Annotated in this window: 17 protein-coding genes; 9 read left to right on the top strand and 8 right to left on the bottom strand. The window is 69.4% G+C overall.

Annotated elements, in window-relative coordinates:
* Positions 1 to 13: 13 nt before the first annotated feature.
* The gene (locus FHW79_RS03165; protein WP_247884132.1) at positions 14 to 736 is read left to right on the top strand and encodes a hypothetical protein; all 723 of its coding nucleotides are present in this window, start codon (positions 14 to 16) and stop codon (positions 734 to 736) included.
* Positions 737 to 765: 29 nt separating this feature from the next.
* Here FHW79_RS03165 and FHW79_RS03160 read toward each other — a convergent pair whose 3' ends face one another.
* The 4 genes from FHW79_RS03160 to FHW79_RS03145 form a co-directional block, all read right to left on the bottom strand.
* Positions 766 to 2127 carry a sorbosone dehydrogenase family protein gene (locus tag FHW79_RS03160; RefSeq protein ID WP_183177597.1) on the bottom strand — a complete coding sequence of 454 codons (1362 nt, stop codon included), beginning with the start codon at positions 2125 to 2127 and terminating at the stop codon, positions 766 to 768.
* A complete protein-coding gene (locus tag FHW79_RS03155; protein WP_211108056.1) occupies positions 2124 to 2567 on the bottom strand; it encodes a DUF2231 domain-containing protein in 444 nt (147 codons plus the stop codon). Before FHW79_RS03155 ends, FHW79_RS03160 begins: the two co-directional genes overlap by 4 nt.
* Before the next feature lie 135 nt (positions 2568 to 2702).
* Positions 2703 to 3392, bottom strand: a complete 690-nt coding sequence (locus tag FHW79_RS03150) for a response regulator transcription factor (RefSeq protein ID WP_183177596.1) — start codon at positions 3390 to 3392, stop codon at positions 2703 to 2705.
* Positions 3393 to 3494: 102 nt separating this feature from the next.
* Complete coding sequence (locus tag FHW79_RS03145) at positions 3495 to 3998, bottom strand: glycosyl transferase (RefSeq protein WP_183177595.1); 504 nt, start codon at positions 3996 to 3998, stop codon at positions 3495 to 3497.
* A 275-nt stretch (positions 3999 to 4273) separates the two neighbouring features.
* Here FHW79_RS03145 and ribA point away from each other — a divergent pair, with 275 nt between their 5' ends.
* From ribA to FHW79_RS03130, 3 genes are all read left to right on the top strand, one after another.
* Entirely contained in the window at positions 4274 to 5395 is a 1122-nt protein-coding gene (gene ribA / locus FHW79_RS03140; RefSeq protein ID WP_247884131.1) for a GTP cyclohydrolase II, read from the top strand.
* Positions 5396 to 5559: 164 nt separating this feature from the next.
* On the top strand, positions 5560 to 6525 hold the full coding sequence (locus FHW79_RS03135; protein ID WP_183177593.1) for a hypothetical protein: 966 nt from the start codon (positions 5560 to 5562) through the stop codon (positions 6523 to 6525).
* A 35-nt stretch (positions 6526 to 6560) separates the two neighbouring features.
* Positions 6561 to 7082, top strand: coding sequence for a L,D-transpeptidase family protein (locus FHW79_RS03130; RefSeq protein ID WP_183177592.1), 522 nt, complete (start codon positions 6561 to 6563; stop codon positions 7080 to 7082).
* Positions 7083 to 7088: 6 nt separating this feature from the next.
* Here the strand turns inward: FHW79_RS03130 and FHW79_RS03125 are convergent, their stop codons facing one another.
* Positions 7089 to 7796, bottom strand: coding sequence for a YggS family pyridoxal phosphate-dependent enzyme (locus FHW79_RS03125; protein WP_183177591.1), 708 nt, complete (start codon positions 7794 to 7796; stop codon positions 7089 to 7091).
* Between the two features lie 99 nt (positions 7797 to 7895).
* Between FHW79_RS03125 and FHW79_RS03120 the strand changes: the two genes are divergently transcribed.
* Positions 7896 to 8447 carry a hypothetical protein gene (locus FHW79_RS03120; protein WP_183177590.1) on the top strand — a complete coding sequence of 184 codons (552 nt, stop codon included), beginning with the start codon at positions 7896 to 7898 and terminating at the stop codon, positions 8445 to 8447.
* Between the two features lie 91 nt (positions 8448 to 8538).
* On the opposite strand, the gene FHW79_RS03115 is transcribed toward FHW79_RS03120, so the two are convergent.
* Both FHW79_RS03115 and FHW79_RS03110 read right to left on the bottom strand, forming a co-directional pair.
* Entirely contained in the window at positions 8539 to 9696 is a 1158-nt protein-coding gene (locus tag FHW79_RS03115; protein ID WP_183177589.1) for a porin, read from the bottom strand.
* A gap of 361 nt (positions 9697 to 10057) precedes the next feature.
* Positions 10058 to 11230, bottom strand: a complete 1173-nt coding sequence (locus FHW79_RS03110) for a porin (protein ID WP_183177588.1) — start codon at positions 11228 to 11230, stop codon at positions 10058 to 10060.
* Between the two features lie 344 nt (positions 11231 to 11574).
* Between FHW79_RS03110 and FHW79_RS03105 the strand changes: the two genes are divergently transcribed.
* The 4 genes from FHW79_RS03105 (at position 11575) to holA (ending at position 16425) form a co-directional block, all read left to right on the top strand.
* A complete protein-coding gene (locus FHW79_RS03105) occupies positions 11575 to 12114 on the top strand; it encodes a DUF3576 domain-containing protein (RefSeq protein WP_014238944.1) in 540 nt (179 codons plus the stop codon).
* A gap of 133 nt (positions 12115 to 12247) precedes the next feature.
* Positions 12248 to 14818, top strand: a complete 2571-nt coding sequence (gene leuS, locus FHW79_RS03100; protein ID WP_183177587.1) for a leucine--tRNA ligase — start codon at positions 12248 to 12250, stop codon at positions 14816 to 14818.
* Positions 14805 to 15353, top strand: a complete 549-nt coding sequence (gene lptE, locus FHW79_RS03095; protein WP_183177586.1) for an LPS assembly lipoprotein LptE — start codon at positions 14805 to 14807, stop codon at positions 15351 to 15353. The genes leuS and lptE overlap by 14 nt, the downstream gene beginning before the upstream one ends.
* A gap of 49 nt (positions 15354 to 15402) precedes the next feature.
* A complete protein-coding gene (gene holA / locus FHW79_RS03090) occupies positions 15403 to 16425 on the top strand; it encodes a DNA polymerase III subunit delta (protein ID WP_183177585.1) in 1023 nt (340 codons plus the stop codon).
* Between the two features lie 39 nt (positions 16426 to 16464).
* Here holA and FHW79_RS03085 read toward each other — a convergent pair whose 3' ends face one another.
* Positions 16465 to 17844 (bottom strand): esterase-like activity of phytase family protein, encoded by a 1380-nt coding sequence (locus tag FHW79_RS03085; RefSeq protein ID WP_183177584.1) that lies wholly within the window; start codon positions 17842 to 17844, stop codon positions 16465 to 16467.
* Positions 17845 to 17963 lie beyond the last annotated feature (119 nt).

Below are 17963 nucleotides of genomic sequence, written 5' to 3'. Positions count from 1 at the left end.
CCCGACCCCTCGGATGGACCCAGACAAACTCGCCAAAGTCCTCGCCATGGCCGAGTCGGAGCATCAGGGCGAGGCCCAGTCCGCTCTGCGCGCCGCGCGCATCATGCTGTCGAGGGCCGGCCTGTCGTTCCGCGATCTCGCCCGCGGCGCCCGTCCGGTCTCGACCGCCCCGGAACCGCCGCCCGCCGCCAGCGCCCCGCCGCCCGACCGTCCGCCGCCGCCCGACCAGCTTGTCCAGGGCTTGCGCCGTCAGGTGCGTGATCTGGAGCTGGAGGTCGCCGGGCTGAAGCGGCAGCTGGAAAAGAGCAACGGCGACATGGAGCGCCAGCGCGAGGAGGCCGACCGCTGGCGCGGCCTCGCCCGCGAGACCGCCGAGAAGCTGTGGGACCTCGGCAAGGCGCTGGAGCGCAAGCACAGCCGCCACACCAGCCTGGACAAGCGCCGCGCCATCCTCGACCTGCTGCAGGACCCGAACAGCGCATTGCTGGCCGACCACGAGATCGCGCGGCGGGTCGGCACCTCGCCCAAGCTGGTCGCCCATTGGCGCCGCCGGCTGGCCATCGTCGGACGCAAGATCCGCCTGCTGCCCGTGGTGCCGCGCGGCCGCGGCCTGTGGGGCGGCGGCCGTCCGGCCCGCGGCGGTGCGGCTCTGGAGAACAAGCGCCAGCGCTGGATGGGCTATCCGGTCACCGTCACCATCTCCGACCGGTCAGGACCGCCCGGCAAACGGCCCTGACACGGTGTTCCCGTTTCAGTTGGCCCGTTTCAGTTCGACGATCCGTTCCCATCGGTCGTTGCGCTGCCCAGATCCGCCGGTCCTTCCGCGCTGGGCGAGCGATCGGTCACCGCGACGCGCCAGACCGTGTTCGACAGGTCGTCGGCGACGATCAGGGCGCCCTTCGGGTCCACCGTGACGCCGACCGGCCGGCCGTAGGTGTTGCCGTCCTCGCCCATGAAGCCGGTCACCACCTCGACCGGATCCCCGGCGGGGGCGCCGTCGCGGAAGGGGACGAAAATCACCTTGTAGCCGCTGGGCACGCTGCGGTTCCAACTGCCATGCTCGCCGACGAACACGCCGTCGGCGAAGCGCTCGCCCATCACCGGCGAGGAGAAGGCGACGCCGAGGGCCGCGACGTGCGATCCCAGCGCGTAGTCCGGCTTGATCGCCGCGGCGACCAGCTCGGGCTTCTGCGGCTGGGCGCGCGGGTCGACGTTCTGCCCCCAATAGCTGTAGGGCCAGCCGTAGAAGCCGCCCTCGCGGACCGAGGTCAGGTAGTCGGGGACGAGGTTGGGGCCGAGCTCGTCGCGCTCGTTGACCACCGCCCACAGCGTGCCGGTCCCCGGCTGGATGGCCAGCGCGGTGGGGTTGCGCAAGCCCGTGGCGTAGGGCCGGTGTGCACCGGTGCGGGCGTCGATCTCCCAGACCATCGCGCGGTCGGCCTCGGCGGGCATCCCGCGTTCGGTGATGTTGCTGTTGGAGCCGATGCCGACATAGAGGAACCGCCCGTCCGGGCTGGCCGCCAGCGACTTGGTCCAGTGATGGTTGATGTAGGCGGGCAGGTCGGTGACCTTCTCCGGCGGCCCCTCGGCGCGGGTCTGGCCGTCGCGGTAGGGGAAGCGCACCAGCGCGTCCTGGTTCGCGACGTAGATCTGGCCGTTCGCGAAGGCCAGCCCGTAGGGCGCGTTCAGCTGGTCGGCGAAGACCGTGCGCTCCTCGTAGTTGCCGTCGCCGTCGGCGTCGCGCAGCAGGGTGATGCGGTTGCCGCTCGGCACCGAAGTCGTGCCCTTGGCCTTGATGATGCCGGCGATGAGGTCCTTCGGCCGCAGCGGCGGGGCCGAGCCGCCCCGGCCTTCGGCGACCAGGATGTCGCCGTTGGGAAGCACCAGGGTCTGACGCGGGATGCCGAGGTCGGTGGCGATCGCCGTGACGGTGAAGCCCTCCGGCACGGTCGGCTTGCGGTCCCCCCAGTTGGCGGGCTTGGCGATCTTCATGCTGGGAAGCAGGCCCTGCTGCTGCTCGGGCAGGGGCGGGTTGGCGCCGTAGACGGGTGGCGACGGGGTGCCGTCGTCGCAGGCGGTCAGCAGGGCGACGATCCCCGCGGCGGCCAGCAGGCTGGAGCGTGTCATCGCGTGTCTCCCATGCGCAGGCCCATGCGGAAGCTGGAGAAGCCGAACCAGGTCGCCAGGAGGGCGGTCACGGCGACGGCCGCCGACAGGATCAGGCCTTCGGGCATGACTCCCCAGGCGTCCCGCGCGTGCACGAAGGCGTTGACGAGGCCGAGCGCGACGGTGATGAACAGCAGGACGAAGTAGGCGAGCCCGCGACCGCGGCGCCGGCCGGCGCGGAACAGGTCGATGAAGGCCCAGAGGAGCGAGACGCCGGCGAAGACCATGCCGCCGACGATCAGCCAGGCGGCGAAGTTGCTCCACTGGATCTCGAAGCTTCTGGAATAGGCGATGTCGCAGAGCAGGCCCCCCAGGAACAGTGGAAGGGAGGCGGCGAGCAGCACCGCGTGCAAGGGATGGATGGCCCTTGCCGGTCTGGCGTGATCGACGATGGCTACCAAGGCGTCATCTCCTTGCCCGACGGGAGTCCGCGCCGGGGCGGCGCGGAAATCAATCTTTTCAATGGGCAAGCAGGAAGATGGTTCCGCGCGGCGGCAGGCCGGCAAGGGACGGTCCGGGGATCGGCGAACCGGCGGTCAGGGCACCAGCCGGTAGCCGCCGGGCTCCGTCACCAGGATCTCGGCGTTGGACGGATCGCGCTCGATCTTCTGGCGCAGGCGGTAGACGTGGGTTTCCAGCGTGTGGGTGGTGACCCCGGCGTTGTAGCCCCACACCTCGCCGAGCAGCGTCTCCCGCCCGATCACCGCGCCGCCGGCCCGGTACAGGTATTTCAGGATCGCCGTTTCCTTCTCGGTCAGGCGGATCTTGCGGGCGCCGCCGTCGGCCAGCAGCAGCTTGCCCGCCGGGCGGAAGCTGTAGGGGCCGATGGCGAAGACGGCGTCCTCGCTCTGCTCGTGGACGCGGAGATGGGCGCGCAGCCGGGCCAGCAGCACCCCCATGCGGAAGGGCTTGGTGACGTAGTCGCTGGCCCCGGAATCGAGCCCCAGGATGGTGTCGGCGTCGGAGGCCGCCGCGGTCAGCATGATGATCGGGCAGCGCACCCCCTCGCGCCGCAGCAGGCGGCAGAGGTCGCGCCCGTCCATGTCCGGCAGCCCGACGTCGAGCAGGATGGCGGCGAAGCCACCCTCGCGCGCCACGGCCAGGGCCGAGGCGCCGTCCCCGGCCTCCACCGTCTCGAATTCCTCCAGAAGCTGGAGCTGCTCGGCGAGAGACTGCCGGAGGGCGGTGTCGTCGTCGATCAGAAGGATGCGTTTCGCAAGCGTCATGCGGGGGCGTTCACCGGTGGCTCCGGGCGCGGAACTTATCATGGCCCGCGCGGGATTGCCCTAGCCTTATCGGAAGGTCCGAAGACAAGCGGGGGACAAGCGTCAGGCACCCCACAGACCACCCAGTCGGGCCGCCGCGGCGGCGTCCGGGGGAAGGAGGATCGCCGCCTCGGGAGCGAGGCCGAGCTCCGCCACGGCCCGCGCCGTCGCGGCGTCCGGCACGGCGACGGCGCGCATCAGCGCCAGCGCCCCCTGTTCCAGATGGCGGCGGGCGGCGGCTTCCTCCTCCGTCAGGCCGGGCTCCAACCAGAGAAGACGCTCCACCAGCGCGACGAGCCCCAGGCGCCGGCTGTCCATCGCCAGGGCGGCGGCCAGGCCGGGCAGGGCGCCGCCGTCCACCAGCACCCGCGCGCCGTCCGGCAGGCGCGACAGCGCGATGTCCGCCGCCAGCACCGCCGAGGGGTCGAGCCGCGGGTAATCGCCCGGCAGGGCCTCCCACAGGATCTTTTGTCCCTGCGCCTCCAGCGCCAGCGCCAAGCGTTCCGCGTAGCCGTCCGGCGCCCGGTTGGCGGGGAGGAGGAGATGCAGGGCCGGCTGGTCCGCCATGGCGATGGGTCTCGCGTGCAAGGGAGGAAGAGGGGACGGCGAGCATAGCGCAAGCCGGATTCGCCCGCACCGGCGCCACTTTGCGCCACCGTTGCACCGCCGGCAACGGTGTGGCGCGCGGGATTTGCTGGACAGGGGTGCGCCACCTGCGCTTTGCTTCCCGCGCTCTCCGACCCATGTCGGGATCTTTCGCCCTTCGGGGCGCAGCACGCGAAGCCTCCGTTATGTACGCCGACGCTCCTTCCGACTCCGCCCCGCCCGAAGCCGTCCTCCCCATGGACGAAGCCGCCATGCGCGCGGTGGACCGGGCCACGGCCGCCCTGCGCCGGGGCGAGGCCGTCGCCATCGAGACCGCCGACGGCAGCGTCGGCGCCGCGGTGTCGGTGGAATCCGTGGCGATCGACGCCGTGCAGCGGCTGGTGCAGCTCACCGGCGCGTCGCCGGTCCTGGCCGTCACCCGCCGCCGCGCCACGGTGCTGAAGCTGATGGGGGAGGGGACAGGGGTCGTCGCCCTGGCGCTTCCCCGCTGCCTGACCGCGGACGAGGCCCACGCGCTGGCCGACCCCGAACACCGCCCGGACGGCGACATGCCGGACGGGTTGACCGCCACGGCCATGGACCCCGGATCGCGGGAAACCGCGGCGGTGGACCTCGCCCGGCTGGCGCGTCTGCTGCCGGCGGCCATCGTCGCCCCCGCTACTGAACACACGGCCGCCGGCCACACGGGCAGCGCCGCGGAATGGGCGGCGAAGCACGACCTGCTGCTGGTCCGTGCCCGCGACATTGCCGACTACCGCGTCCATGTGGTGCGCACGCTGCGCCGGGTGGCCGAGGCGCGCGTCCCGCTGTCCGGTGCCGAGAACACCAGCATCGCCGCCTTCCGCCCCATCGATGGCGGGCCGGAGCATCTGGCGATCATCGTCGGCAACCCGGTGGCGGGCGAGCCGGTGCTGGCCCGCCTGCATTCGGAATGCTTCACCGGCGACCTGCTGGGGTCTTTGCGCTGCGACTGCGGCCAGCAGCTGCGCGGCGCCATCGCCGAGATCGCCCGGCAGGGCAGCGGCGTCCTGCTCTATCTGGCGCAGGAGGGGCGGGGGATCGGCCTCGTCAACAAGCTGCGCGCCTACCGCATCCAGGACCGCGGCTTCGACACGGTGGACGCCAATGAGATCCTGGGATTCGAGGCGGACGAGCGGGTCTATCTGCCGGCGGCGGAAATGCTGCGGCAGTTGGGCTTCACCGCCGTGCGGCTGATGACCAACAACCCGGAGAAGCTGCGCCAGCTCGCCCGCTGCGGGATCGAGGTGGTCGAGCGCGTTCCCCACATCTTCCCGTCCAACGGCCACAACGAAGGCTATCTGCGCACCAAGGCGGAGCGCAGCGGGCACATGTTCTGAGAGTCGATTCTTCAGGGGGCAGGAAACGCCCCTTGCCCGGCAGCTCTTGCCGGGTCCCGGGCCGGTCCCGAGCCGAAAGCGCCCGAGAATGCGGGATTTCAGCCCGAAGGACTGGCACGCCGGTTGCTTAGAACAGGGCTGGACACCGCGACGGGAGACCGCCCATGGCCATCGACGCCACCACCATCGACGCCACCGCCGCTTCGCGGCCGGTGCAGCGCGAGCGGGCGCCGGCCCAAACGACGTCTTCCCTGACGGTGATGGAAAGCCGGGACAGCCCCGACCGCTACGAGGCCGAGGCCGAGATGTCCTTCGGCGACTTCCTGGACATCATAAACCCGCTTCAGCACATCCCCCTCGTCAACACCGTCTACCGCGAGATCACCGGCGACACGATCAAGCCGTCGTCCAAAGTCATCGGCGGCATCCTGTTCGGCGGCCCGCTGGGCGGCATGGCGTCCATCGCCAACGCGGTGGTGGAACAGGCCCAGGGCAAGGACATCGGCGGTCAGATCATGGCGTCGCTCGGCTTCGATGGGGACGCCGCCCCCGGCCATCCGCCCGCCGGCACATCCGGAGCCACCGCGGTCGCGGCCCTGCCGAACTCCGCCGCCGGCACCTCGACACCGGTCATGGCCGCTGCGGCGCCGGCCGCACAGCCGGCCCGCACCGTCACGGCGGAGCTGCCGGACGCCAAGCGCTCCGCGGCGCCGTCGCATGGGGTGGGGGCGGCGGTGACCGGGTCCGGGCGCGATGGCCTGACCGACGCGCCGCATCCCTCGCGCATGCCGGCGCGCGACACCCCGCTGGCGAACAGCCTGATGGCCAAATACGCCGCCGCAAAGCCGCATCCTTCCACCATCGGCTTCGCCGCCACGGCGGCCCACTCCGGCGCCCGAAAGGCCGCGGAGGCCCAGGCGCCCGCGGCCCAACCGGACGCCTCGGCCGGAACCGGGACGGCCAACGCACCAGCACAGGCCAACGCCGTCCCGGCCGCCGCCAACAGCAACGCCTTCGCGCCCGTGACACCGGACATGCTGTCTGAGACGATGATGCGCAATCTGGCCAAGTACGAGCAGGGCCGCCGGGCCGCGCAGACCCAGGCGCCCAGCCTGCGGGTGTCCGGCTGAGCGCGGTGCCCCCGGAAACGGGTGAGGGAAGGGCGATGGAGATCATGGTTCGTCTTGAGGACGCGCCGTCCGAAGGCCGCCTCGACTGGCCCGGCGGGTCGTTCCGCTGCGTGCTGGGCCGCGGCGGCATCCGTGCCGACAAGCGGGAGGGCGACGGCGCCACCCCGGTCGGCCGCTTCGCGCTGCGCCGCGTGCTGTGGCGCCCCGACCGGCTGGAGCGGCCCGAGACGGGCCTGCCGGCGTCGCCCATCGCCCCCGACGACGGCTGGTGCGACGACCCGGCGGACCCCGCCTACAACCGCCTGGTCAAGCGCCCCTACACCGCCAGCCACGAGGAGCTGTGGCGCGACGACCATGTCTACGACGTCATCGTGGTGATGGGGCACAACGACGACCCGGTGGTGCCGGGCCTGGGCAGCGCCGTGTTCATGCATGTGGCGCGGCCCGACCGGGCGCCCACGGCGGGCTGCGTCGCGCTGCCCCTGACGGACCTGCTGCGGCTTCTCAAGGACTGCGCGCCGGGCACCGCGCTGACCGTGTCGGACCCGGCGGGATAGGCGGCGCTATCCGGCGGCGGGCGTGGGGCGGGCGCCGAAGATCGCCGTGCCGACCCGCACATGGGTCGCGCCGAAGCGGATCGCCGTCTCGTAATCGCCGCTCATCCCCATGCTGACCTCGGTCAGGCCGGCGCGCCGCGCCATGTCGGCGAGCAGGGCGAAATGCATCGCCGGCTCCTCGTCCACCGGCGGGATGCACATCAGCCCGGTCACCGGCAGCTTCCAGCGGTCCCGGCAGGCGGCCAGGAAGGCGTCCAGCTCCGCCGGGGGAATGCCGGCCTTCTGCGGCTCCTCGCCGGTGTTGACCTCGATCAGGCAGCGCGGCCGGCGCCCGCTGCGCGCCATCTCCTCGGCGAGCGCCTCGGCCAGCTTGGGCCGGTCCACCGTCTGGATCACGTCGAACAGGGCCACCGCGTCCTTGACCTTGTTGGTCTGGAGCGGGCCGATCAGATGCAGTTCCAAGTCCGGGAAGCGTTCGCGCAGGGCGGGGAACTTCGCCTTGGCCTCCTGCACGCGGTTCTCCCCGAACACGCGCTGGCCGGCGGCCAGGGCCTCCTCCACCGCCTCGACCGGGTGGGTCTTGGAGACGGCGACCAGCGTCACCGCGCCGGGAGCGCGCCCGCCGGCGGCGCAGCCGTCCTGGATGGAACGGCGGACGGCTTCGAGCCGGGCCGTGACGGTGCCGTCTGGTGTATCGGTGTGCGAAGCGGACATGCCGGTCCTCCCCCTTCTGTGGCGCCTGCCTGTACAGGAACCGGAGGGCGTGGTAACGGACGGACCGACGAAACGCAAGCACCCCGAGGAGAACACGGCATGCGTGGTTGGATGCGTCCCCTGATCCTGTCGGCGCTGATTCTGGGGGCCGCGCCGTTCACGGCCGGCAGCGCCCTTGCCCAGAACACCGGGAACCAGAACACCGGCAACCAGAACAGCGGGAAGCCCGCTGCCGGCAAGGAGGCGCCCCCGAAGGAAGCTCCGAAGACGGTGGCGGGGTCGGCCATCGCCCAGGCGCCCTTCGCCGAACAGCCGTTCCCGCTGCAGGACGACGGGACCTACAAGGAGTTCATGGGCGCCGCGGCCGCCGACATCAACCGGCGCTGCACCAAGCTGGAAAGCTACGGCTGGGAGTTCAAGAAGGGCGACGACGCCCGCCGCGACCAGATCCTTGAATCCACGCTGGGCGGCTTCCGCAAGGCCGGCTGGAAGATGGGCGAGGTGAAGGTCCGGACGATCCGCGATCCGGGAACCACCGCCTACACGGCGGAAAAGGCCAAGCAGCGCCTGCTGGCGGTCTGGACCCCGATGGAAGACGCGGCAGTCCTGCTGCTCTGCGAGACCGAAGCGGCGCAAGCCACCAAGAAGTAGGGGCCACCGGGAAGCAAGGCCCGGCACCCAAAGGAAAACGGCGGCGGATGGGTATCCGCCGCCGTTTTTGTCAGAGCTGCCGCACAGCCGATCAGAAGGCCAGACGGGTGTCGATCATGATGATGTGCGCGCGGTCGTCGGGGTTGATGCCGCCATTGTCCACCGTCGACAGCTTCGAGTCGAGGTCGAGGTAGCTGTACTCCAGGCCCGTGGTCAGGCCGGGCGCGATGGTGTAGGTCACGCCGGCCTGATACAGCTCGGCCTTGACCGGGGCGACGAGGCCGGTGTTCGGGCTGGTGCCGTTCGAACGCGACTGCGAGTAGTTGGCGGCCAGGATGAACGGGCCGGTGGCGTACTGGGCGCCGACGATCCAGATGTCCTGCTTCTCCTTCACGGTCAGCGACTTGTCGTAACCGCTCTCGCCGCTGTAGGCATAGCTGCCGCCGATCTTGAAGTCACCGAAGCCGACGTTCAGACCGACATGGTAGGAGTTGAGCTCCTCGAAGCGGGTGGCACCGGCGCCGGTGCCGTCATCGACCGCATCGCCGAACTGGTAGAAGGCGCTGGCCCCGACGGTGAAGCCACCGAACTCGTTGGTGTAGGTGCCGCCGACTTCCACGACGTCCTGGAAGCCGCCGTTGTCCTGACGGCGGTTGATCGAGGTGTGCGAGTCGCCCGTGCGCGGCGTGTAGGAGACGCCGCCCTGGATGCCCGCGAAGGTCGGAGTCAGGTAGATGACCTTGGTGCCGACGTCGCCCGACGCAAAGGCGCGGAAGTTGTTGGTGGTGGTCGGCAGCAGCGAATAGGTCTGCGAGCCGCCCAGGAATTCCACCGTGTTGTTGTCCGGACCGCCGGCGATGCCCTCGACGTTCGGGCCGATGATGCCAAACTCGTCCGACAGGCCGTTGATCGTGCCGGCCTGCAGGGTGCCGAAGCCGCTGTTCACGAAGATGAAGGCGCGGTCGGCGTCCATCGTGCGGACGTTGCCGGCGCCGTTGGCGGCGCGCATGCGGACGCGACCGCCGTACTCCAGACCGTTGTCGGCGGTGGCGACCGGCGTAACGGTCACGCGGAAGCGGTTGGCGAACTCCGTAGAGCGGGTGCCTTCGTCACGGTCCTGCTCGACATAGGCGCCCTGGAAGAACGCGTCGCCGCCGATCTTGACCTCGAACTTGGTCTGGGCGGAAGCCACGCCGCTGCAGGCGATGATCGCGATGGCTGCGCAGCCCGTAACAAGAGAACGCTTCATTGATGGTCCATCCTTCTAGCAGGCCCCCAAGGAGACTGGAGCCGTGCGGTTGTGCTTCCCACCAACTACTAAGCCACTCGTTCCTTTACCCGGCAAGGGTGATTCATCTGGGAAGTCGGTGCAACTGTAACACAGTTGCCTTTCCGACACAGTCATAAGTATCTGAAGGCTAAAGGTTTTTCCCGTATGCCGTAAATATAGCACATTGCTTGTCCAGTTTTTGAGCGTACTGAACAAACTTTACGCACAAAAAATGCGCCATGCCGGGGGGACCGGAGGCGCACGTAAAAGACGCAGCGGACAAAGAAAAAGGGCGGTGGCCGAAGCCACCGCCCATTTCCCATCCACGGATGACCGCAGATTAGAACGCCAGCACCGTACGGAGCAGGACGACGTGACCGTCGTTGTCCAGATCCACGGCGGCCGTGCTCAGGTCGCTCTCGGCCTTGAAGTAGTCATACTGAGCCTGCAGGGTCAGGCCCGGAGCGACGGTGTAGCCGGCGCCCACTTCGATGACTTCCAGGGTGCGGTCGCCAGCGGTGTAGAGGCTGCCGGCGTCCTTGCCGCTCTTGTAGTTGGCGCCGACGACGATCGGGCCGGCGGTGTACTGAGCGCCGACAACCCAGAGGCGGCTCTTCTCGTTGTCCGAGGTCGCGGTCTGGATCTGGCCCGACTCACCGAAGTCGGTGTACGAACCGCCGAGCGAGAAGCCGGCGTAGCCGAGCTGGGCGCCAACCTGCCAGGCGTTCAGGTCCTCGACGCTGGCGCCGACCGTGGTCGTGCCGGCGGCGGAACCCCAGTAGTAGCCAGCGCTGGCCTTCAGCGAAACGCCGCCGAAGGTGTTGCTGTAGTTGGCGCCGACTTCGACGAGGTCCTCGAACGTGGTCGAGAAGCCGCGGCCGGTGGCGGTGACCGGGGTCAGGTCAGCGCGGTTGACCGAGGCGTGCGAGTCGTCGTTGCGCGGGGTGTAGCTGGCGCCCACCTGCAGGCCGGCGAAGCGCGGCGAGAAGTACACGATCTTGGTCGCGTTGTTCTCGACGACCAGCGACTGGCTGAGCATCGAGCCGTTGAGGCCGCCCAGGCCGCCGGCGATGTCGCTGGTCTGGCCGATCCAGGCGGCGACGCCGTCATAGATGCCGAGCTGCAGGTAATCCTGCGGAGCGGTGACGTAGGTGGCGTCGTTGAAGGAGTTGGTCACGCCCATCTGGACCTGACCGAACGCGCCCTGCGCGAAGATGTAGCCGCGGTCGGCGTCCATCGTGCGGGCGTTGTTGGCGCCCGAGTTGGCGCGCATACGGATGCGGCCACCGTACTCCAGACCGTTGTCGGCCTTGGCGGTCGGGGTCACGATGACGCGGAAGCGGTTGCGGAAGTCAACCGAACGGGCACCCTCGTCGCGGTCTTCGTTGACGTAGCCGCCTTCGAAGTAGGCGTCGCCGCCGACCTTGACTTCAAACTTGGCCTGAGCGTTGGCGGCGCCGGCACCCAGAGCCAGAGCGGCAGCGGCGCAGCCCGCGAGCAGATAACGGTTCATGATTGTTGCCTCCATCCTGGCAGCAGAATTTTCAGCCCGGTTAACGTCCTGGCTGGCTCTGTGGTACGCAGATGCGGGGACGCCAGCAAGCCGGAAATGGAAAAGTTGCAGCAATGAAGGAACAGTGTGTCCGACGGAACACACCTTGATTGTGCACCGCCGTCGGGATTCCGCGGCGCACACCGACCCGCGCGGCAGGGTCCGGTGCCGGGCTCGGACACAGCAAAGGCACAGCCGGCGCCCCGCATCGGCTGTTGCCGCGGGCGGGCTTTTATGGTCTTTTCAGCCGCATCCGCCGCGGACTCGTGCGCGGTACCCCGAATTTATTGATCCAGGTTCCGACCATGCGCCGTTCCCGTGTCCTTCGCCTTGCCCCCGTCGTGCTCGCGGCGTCGCTCGCCGTGGCCGGTTGCTCCAGCTGGGGCGGCCAGACGGAAACCGTCGATGAGCAGATCAAGAAGGAATACAAGTTCGGCAGCCTTCTCGGCACCGACGGCGGCTTCAGCCTGTTCGGCAAGAACAAGCGCAACGGCGCCGAGCAGGGCGACCCCAACGGCATCGGCGTCAACAGCTTCCTGTGGCGCGCCTCGCTGGACACGCTGTCCTTCATGCCGATCGTCTCGGCCGACCCGTTCGGCGGCGTCATCCTGACCGACTGGTACACCCCGCCGGACACCCCGAACGAGCGCTTCAAGGTCAACCTGTACATCATGGACCGCCAGCTCCGCGCCGACGGCGTGCGGGTGTCGGTGTTCAAGCAGCAGCGCGCCGGTTCGGACTGGCGCGACAGCGCGGTCGGGCCTGAGACGGCAACGACGCTGGAGGACGCGGTGCTCACCCGCGCCCGCCAGATCCGCGTCGCCCAGCAGGCCGCGGCGCGCTGAGCGGAAGCGCCGGCCAGTCGGCCGGTCAGGCGGGGCAGGGCGGGACGCCGGACATCGGTCCGCCGCCTGTCATCCCGTCGCCGCCGTCTTATGTCTTTAGCCCCACGAAACTCACGGAACGGCGTCTGCGGTCATGTCGCGTTACAATGTCAAGGAAACCGAAGCGAAGTGGCAGGGCGAGTGGGAGCGGCAGGGCTGCTTCACCGCGCGCGAGGACGCTTCCCGTGAGAAGTACTATGTGCTGGAGATGTTCCCCTACCCGTCGGGGCGCATCCACATGGGGCACGTCCGCAACTACACCATCGGCGACGTGATCGCGCGCTACAAGCGCGCCCGCGGCTTCAACGTGCTGCACCCGATGGGCTGGGACGCCTTCGGCCTGCCGGCGGAGAACGCCGCGCTGGAGAAGAAGACCCACCCGGCGAAATGGACGCGCGAGAACATTGCGGCCATGCGCGCCCAGCTGAAGACGATGGGCCTGTCCATCGACTGGGAGCGCGAGATCGCCACCTGCGACGTGGAGTATTACCGCCACGAGCAGAAGATGTTCCTGGATTTCCTCAAGGAGGGCCTGGCCTACCGCAAGGAGTCCTGGGTCAACTGGGACCCGGTCGACAACACGGTCCTCGCCAACGAGCAGGTGATCGACGGCCGCGGCTGGCGCACCGGGGCGCTGGTCGAGAAGCGCAAGCTGTCGCAGTGGTTCCTCAAGATCACCGCCTACGCCGACGAACTGCTGAAGGGGCTGGACACGCTGGACCGCTGGCCGGAGCGCGTGCGCCTGATGCAGGAGAACTGGATCGGCAAGTCCACCGGCGTGCGCTTCCGCTTCGACCTCGTCGGGCGGACGGACACGCTGGAGGTCTTCACGACCCGGCCGGACACGCTGTTCGGCGCCTCCTTCGCGGCGATCTCCGCCAACCATCCGCTGGCCGCCGAGCTGGCCGCCGGCAACCCCGCGCTGGCCGAGTTCATCGCCGAGTGCAACCGCCTGGGCACCAGCGAGGAGGCGATCGAAACCGCCGAGAAGCGCGGCTTCGACACCGGGCTGCGGGTGGCGCATCCCTTCGACCCGTCCTGGGAGCTGCCGGTCTACGTCGCCAACTTCGTGCTGATGGACTATGGCACCGGCGCCATCTTCGGCTGCCCGGCCCATGACCAGCGCGACCTTGACTTCGCCCGCAAGTACGGCCTGCCGGTCACCCCGGTGGTCGTTCCGGCGGACGCCGACCCCGCCACCTTCACGGTCGGCGACGAGGCCTACACCGGCCCCGGCCTGCTGCGCAATTCGCGCTTCCTCGACGGGCTTGAGGTCGAGCCGGCCAAGCAGGAGGTCGGCAAGCGGCTGGAGGCGCAGGGGCAGGGCGAGCGCACCACCCAGTACCGCCTGCGTGACTGGGGCGTCTCCCGTCAGCGTTACTGGGGCTGCCCGATCCCGGTCATCCATTGCGAGAGCTGCGGCATCGTCCCGGTGCCGGAGCGGGATCTGCCCGTGGTCCTGCCCGACGACGTGACCTTCGACAAGCCCGGCAACCCGCTGGACCACCACCCGACCTGGAAGCACACGAGCTGCCCGACCTGCGGCAAGCCGGCGGTGCGCGAGACGGACACCTTCGACACCTTCATCGAGTCGAGCTGGTATTTCGCCCGCTTCTGCTCGCCCAAGGCCGAGGACGTCGCCTTCACGCGCGAGGCGGTGGACTACTGGCTGGCGGTGGACCAGTACATCGGCGGCATCGAGCACGCCGTGCTGCACCTGCTCTACTCCCGCTTCTGGACGCGGGCGATGAAGCAGTGCGGCTACCTGAACGTGGAGGAGCCCTTTGCCGGCCTCTTCACCCAGGGCATGGTCAACCATGAGACCTACAAGGACGCCGGCACCGGGGCCTGGCTGGCCCCGACCGACATCCGCAAGAACGATCTCGGCGACTACATCCGCAACGACAACGACGGCCCGGTGACGGTCGGCCGCGTCGAGAAGATGTCGAAGTCCAAGAAGAACGTGGTGGACCCGGCGCACATCATCGGCACCTACGGCGCCGACGCCGCCCGCCTGTTCATGCTGTCCGACAGCCCGCCGGAACGCGACCTGGAATGGACGGAAGCCGGCATCGACGGCGCCTGGCGCTACATCAACCGCCTGTGGCGGATGGTGACGGAATCGCCGGTCGCGCTGCCGCCCGCCGGCGCGCCGAAGCCGGACGCCCTCGGCGCCAAGGCCGAGGCCACCCGCCGCCAGGTCCACAAGGCCATCGCCGGCATCTCGGAGGACCTGGAGAAGTTCCGCTTCAACAAGGCGGTGGCCCGCGTGCGCGAGCTGTCCAACGCCCTGGCGGAGCTGGACGGCACGGGCGAGGGCGAGGCCTGGGTGCTGCGCGAAGGCTTCGAGGCCACCGTGCGCCTGATCGCCCCGATGATGCCCCATCTGGCCGAGGAGCTGTGGGCGCAGCTCGGCCACGCCACGCTGCTGGTGAACCAGCCCTGGCCGCAGGCCGACGCGGCCCTGGTGGTCGAGGATTCGGTCACCATGGCGGTCCAAGTCAACGGCAAGCTGCGCGCCACGCTGGAGCTGCCGCGAGACATGGCGAAGGACGCCGCGGAACAGGCCGCCCTGGCTGATCCGAACGTCCAGCGCGCCCTGGAGGGCAAGCCGGTGCGCAAGGTCATCGTCGTCCCGAACCGGGTGATCAATGTCGTCGTCTGAGCATCATAACGGCAAAGCCGGCGTCCGGCGGCGGGGGCTTCTCGCCCTTGCCCTGCTCGCGCCGGCGGTGCTCGCCACGGCGGCCTGCGGTTTCCAGCCGATGTATGGAACCCTCGGGACGAACAGCATCGGCGCCGCCGAGCTTCAGCAGGTGGACATCGGGGTCATCCCGGACCGCTACGGCCAGAAGCTGCGCAACCTCCTGATCGACCGCTTCTACGCCGACGGCCGTCCCGCCGCACCGCATTACCGGCTGGATACCACGCTGACCGCGTCGGAGCAGAAGCTGTCCATCCAGAAGGACGCGACCGCCACCCGCGCCCAGCTCGTCGTGAACGCGCCCTACCGGCTCATCGACGCGGCGACGGGAAAGATCCTGTTCCAGGCCAACGCGCGGTCCTACATCAGCTACAACGTGCTGGAACAGCAGTATGGCGCGCTGGCCGCGGTCGAGAACGCCTATGACCGCGCTCTGCTGGAAATCGCCAACGAGATGACGATCCGCGTGGCCGCGGAACTCGGCCGCAAGTCCTGATCCGCACTGGACAACGGGAGGCTGGTCCTCCGCCACCGACGGTGTCTTCGTGAAGCTGCAAGCCCGGGCGATCGACGGCTTCCTGCGCAGCCCCGATCCCAAGATCCGCGCGGTTCTGCTCTACGGTCCGGACACCGGTCTGGTGCGCGACCGCGCCATGGCTCTGGGCCGCACCGTGGTCGCCGACCTGTCCGACCCCTTCCGGGTGACCGAGATGCTGGGCCGCGCCGTCGCCGACGATCCGGCGCGCCTGGCCGACGAGGCCGCCGCCTTGTCCTTCACCGGCGGGCGCCGCCTGATCCGCGTGCGCGAGGCGGAGGACAACGTCACCGCCGCCTTCACCGCTTTCCTGGCCGACCGGACGCCCGGTGACAGCCTCGTCGTCATCGAAGCCGGCGATCTTGGCAACCGGTCGAAGCTGCGCACCCTGTTCGAGGGGGCGGACGGCGCCGTCGCCATTCCCTGCTACGTGGAGGAGGAGGCGGCGCTTGGCCGGGTCATCGCCGACATCCTGCACGGCCATGGCCTGACCGCCGACCCCGACGCGCTGACCTTCCTCGCCGGCAACCTCGTCGGTGACCGCATGGTGGCGCGCGGCGAGATGGAGAAGCTGGCGCTTTACATGGGCACGGAGACGCGCGTCCGGCTGGAGGACGCCCAGGCCTGCGTCGGCGACAGCGCGGCGCTGTCGCTCGACGAGCCGATCTGGGCGGCGGCGGAGGGCGATTTCGCGACTCTTGACCGCTCGCTGGCCCGCCTGTTCGCCGAGGGCATGTCCCCGGTGCCGATCCTGCGCGCCGCCCAGCGCCATTTCCAGCGCCTGCAGCTGGTCGCCGGGCAGGTGGCGGCGGGGAAGTCGGCGGACGCCGCGGTGGAGGCGCTGCGGCCGCCGGTGTTCTTCAAGATGAAGCCGCGGCTGACCGGCCAAGCCCGTCGCTGGCCGGCACCGCTGGTCCGGCAGGCGCTGGAGCGCTTGGTCGAGGCCGAGGCGGACTGCAAGCGCACCAACATGCCCGACCAGACGCTCTGCGCCCGCGTCCTCTTCCAACTCGCCTCGCTGGCGCGGCGCTGAACCTCTTCCTTATTTCGCGGCCCCTTATGTCGCCGCCCTTTATTTCGCCGCCAGGAACTGCGGCACGCGCAGCAGGATCAACTCGTTGTGGTCCTGCTTGCCCAGCGTGCGGCCGGACGAGTAGGGGAGGTTGTTGTCGTTGCCGACCACGATGTGCTCCGCGTCCACCACGTCGACGTTCTCGATGGTCACGAAGGGGAAGGTGAACTTGCCCTTGTCGCCACCGAGCCGGGCGACGCCCTTCGGATCGTCGATGTCCATCAGGTCGACATAGCCCACCTTCTTCACGAAGCCATCGGCGTCGGCCTGGGCGAAGTCGATCTTGTAGACGCGCTTGAATTGCGCCGGGACGTTGAAGCAATCCGGGGTCGGCTGGCCGGTGCAGCCCTTGGCCGGGTTGCCCTCGCCGTTGTCGCGCTCGATGATCAGGCCGGTGGTGGCGTCGATCATGTTGAAGTCGCCGATGTTGTTGCCGTTGGCCTCCAGAAGGTATTTGAAGCTGCGGCCCGTGAAGTCGCCCTTGGCGACGTCGAATTCGGCGATGCGCAGATACTCCCGCCCGTCCTTGGTCTCCCAGGCGCCACCCGTCCCAAGCTGGGCGTTGAACAACGGGCCTTCGAACAACGGGTAGAGGAACTTTCCGTCCTTCGACGCCGCCATCCCTTCGAAACCGCGCGAGCGGCGCACCTCGAAGCCGACGGCGCCCGGCACCGCCGGGGTGGACACCGCGTAATGGTCGGGGGAACGCACCGGCTTGCCGTCCACCTTGCTCTCATGCAGGGACAGCAGTTTGCCGGTGCGGTCGGTCATCAGGATGTAGGGACCGAACTCGTCGCCGAAATACATGCGGTCGCCGATGATCTGCACGCTCTCCACGTCGAAGTCGGCACCGGTCAGATAGCGTTCCGCCGTCGCCTCGGTGACGATGGGAAAGGGCACCTTGCGGTCGGGATCGCCCAGGAACACCGTCTCGGCCACCGCCGCCTCGCCGGTCTTCCAGTCGATGGCCAGCCTGTGCACCGTCAGCATGGCGTCGGCGGAGTTGCCCTTGCTGCCGAAGCCGTTGTCGGTCAGCACCAGGAAGCTGCCGTCGCCCAGCGCCTTGATGCCGGAGAAGCCCTGGACCGGCTGGCCCTCGAAGGGCAGCGCCATGCCGGTGGCGCGCGGCGCGTTCGGCGCCGACAGGAAGGACGTGCCGTCGATGCTGCGGGGCTGGTCGACGCGCTTGCGGTCGGCGGCGGTGAACTTGCCGGAGGTGCGGAACAGGTCGGGCGCGTCGGCGGGCGGGGCGACGAAGGTGGCGGCGTCGATGACGCCGTGGCCGGCCAGCTCCGCCGGGAATTTCTGGTCCGCGAGCGCCGGACCGGCGAGCAGGGCCGCGGTGAGGCCGGCAAGGCACAGGCCGTGGATGGGCTTCATGAATCTCCCCCTCTGTGTCGGCTCCGGCGGCGTCAATGCCACCGGACGACCCTGTTTAGGGGGAGTTCATGTTAGCGCCGTTTCACTAAAGTGACAGTTTGGTTCCGCGACACCCTACT

It is taken from the genome of Azospirillum sp. OGB3, assembly GCF_014192915.1.
In the GTDB taxonomy this organism is placed as follows: Bacteria; Pseudomonadota; Alphaproteobacteria; order Azospirillales; family Azospirillaceae; genus Azospirillum.
This window is presented reverse-complemented; position numbering and strand designations above follow the sequence as displayed.

Bases quoted from the DNA above. Each gene is read 5' to 3' on its own strand.
- FHW79_RS03165 (WP_247884132.1), top strand. From the start codon at position 14: ATGGACCCAGACAAACTCGCCAAAGTCCTCGCCATGGCCGAGTCGGAG.
- FHW79_RS03160 (WP_183177597.1), bottom strand. From the start codon at position 2,127: ATGACACGCTCCAGCCTGCTGGCCGCCGCGGGGATCGTCGCCCTGCTG.
- FHW79_RS03150 (WP_183177596.1), bottom strand. From the start codon at position 3,392: ATGACGCTTGCGAAACGCATCCTTCTGATCGACGACGACACCGCCCTC.
- FHW79_RS03145 (WP_183177595.1), bottom strand. From the start codon at position 3,998: ATGGCGGACCAGCCGGCCCTGCATCTCCTCCTCCCCGCCAACCGGGCG.
- ribA (WP_247884131.1), top strand. From the start codon at position 4,274: ATGGACGAAGCCGCCATGCGCGCGGTGGACCGGGCCACGGCCGCCCTG.
- FHW79_RS03135 (WP_183177593.1), top strand. From the start codon at position 5,560: ATGGCCATCGACGCCACCACCATCGACGCCACCGCCGCTTCGCGGCCG.
- FHW79_RS03130 (WP_183177592.1), top strand. From the start codon at position 6,561: ATGGAGATCATGGTTCGTCTTGAGGACGCGCCGTCCGAAGGCCGCCTC.
- FHW79_RS03125 (WP_183177591.1), bottom strand. From the start codon at position 7,796: ATGTCCGCTTCGCACACCGATACACCAGACGGCACCGTCACGGCCCGG.
- FHW79_RS03120 (WP_183177590.1), top strand. From the start codon at position 7,896: ATGCGTGGTTGGATGCGTCCCCTGATCCTGTCGGCGCTGATTCTGGGG.
- FHW79_RS03115 (WP_183177589.1), bottom strand. From the start codon at position 9,696: ATGAAGCGTTCTCTTGTTACGGGCTGCGCAGCCATCGCGATCATCGCC.
- FHW79_RS03110 (WP_183177588.1), bottom strand. From the start codon at position 11,230: ATGAACCGTTATCTGCTCGCGGGCTGCGCCGCTGCCGCTCTGGCTCTG.
- FHW79_RS03105 (WP_014238944.1), top strand. From the start codon at position 11,575: ATGCGCCGTTCCCGTGTCCTTCGCCTTGCCCCCGTCGTGCTCGCGGCG.
- leuS (WP_183177587.1), top strand. From the start codon at position 12,248: ATGTCGCGTTACAATGTCAAGGAAACCGAAGCGAAGTGGCAGGGCGAG.
- lptE (WP_183177586.1), top strand. From the start codon at position 14,805: ATGTCGTCGTCTGAGCATCATAACGGCAAAGCCGGCGTCCGGCGGCGG.
- FHW79_RS03085 (WP_183177584.1), bottom strand. From the start codon at position 17,844: ATGAAGCCCATCCACGGCCTGTGCCTTGCCGGCCTCACCGCGGCCCTG.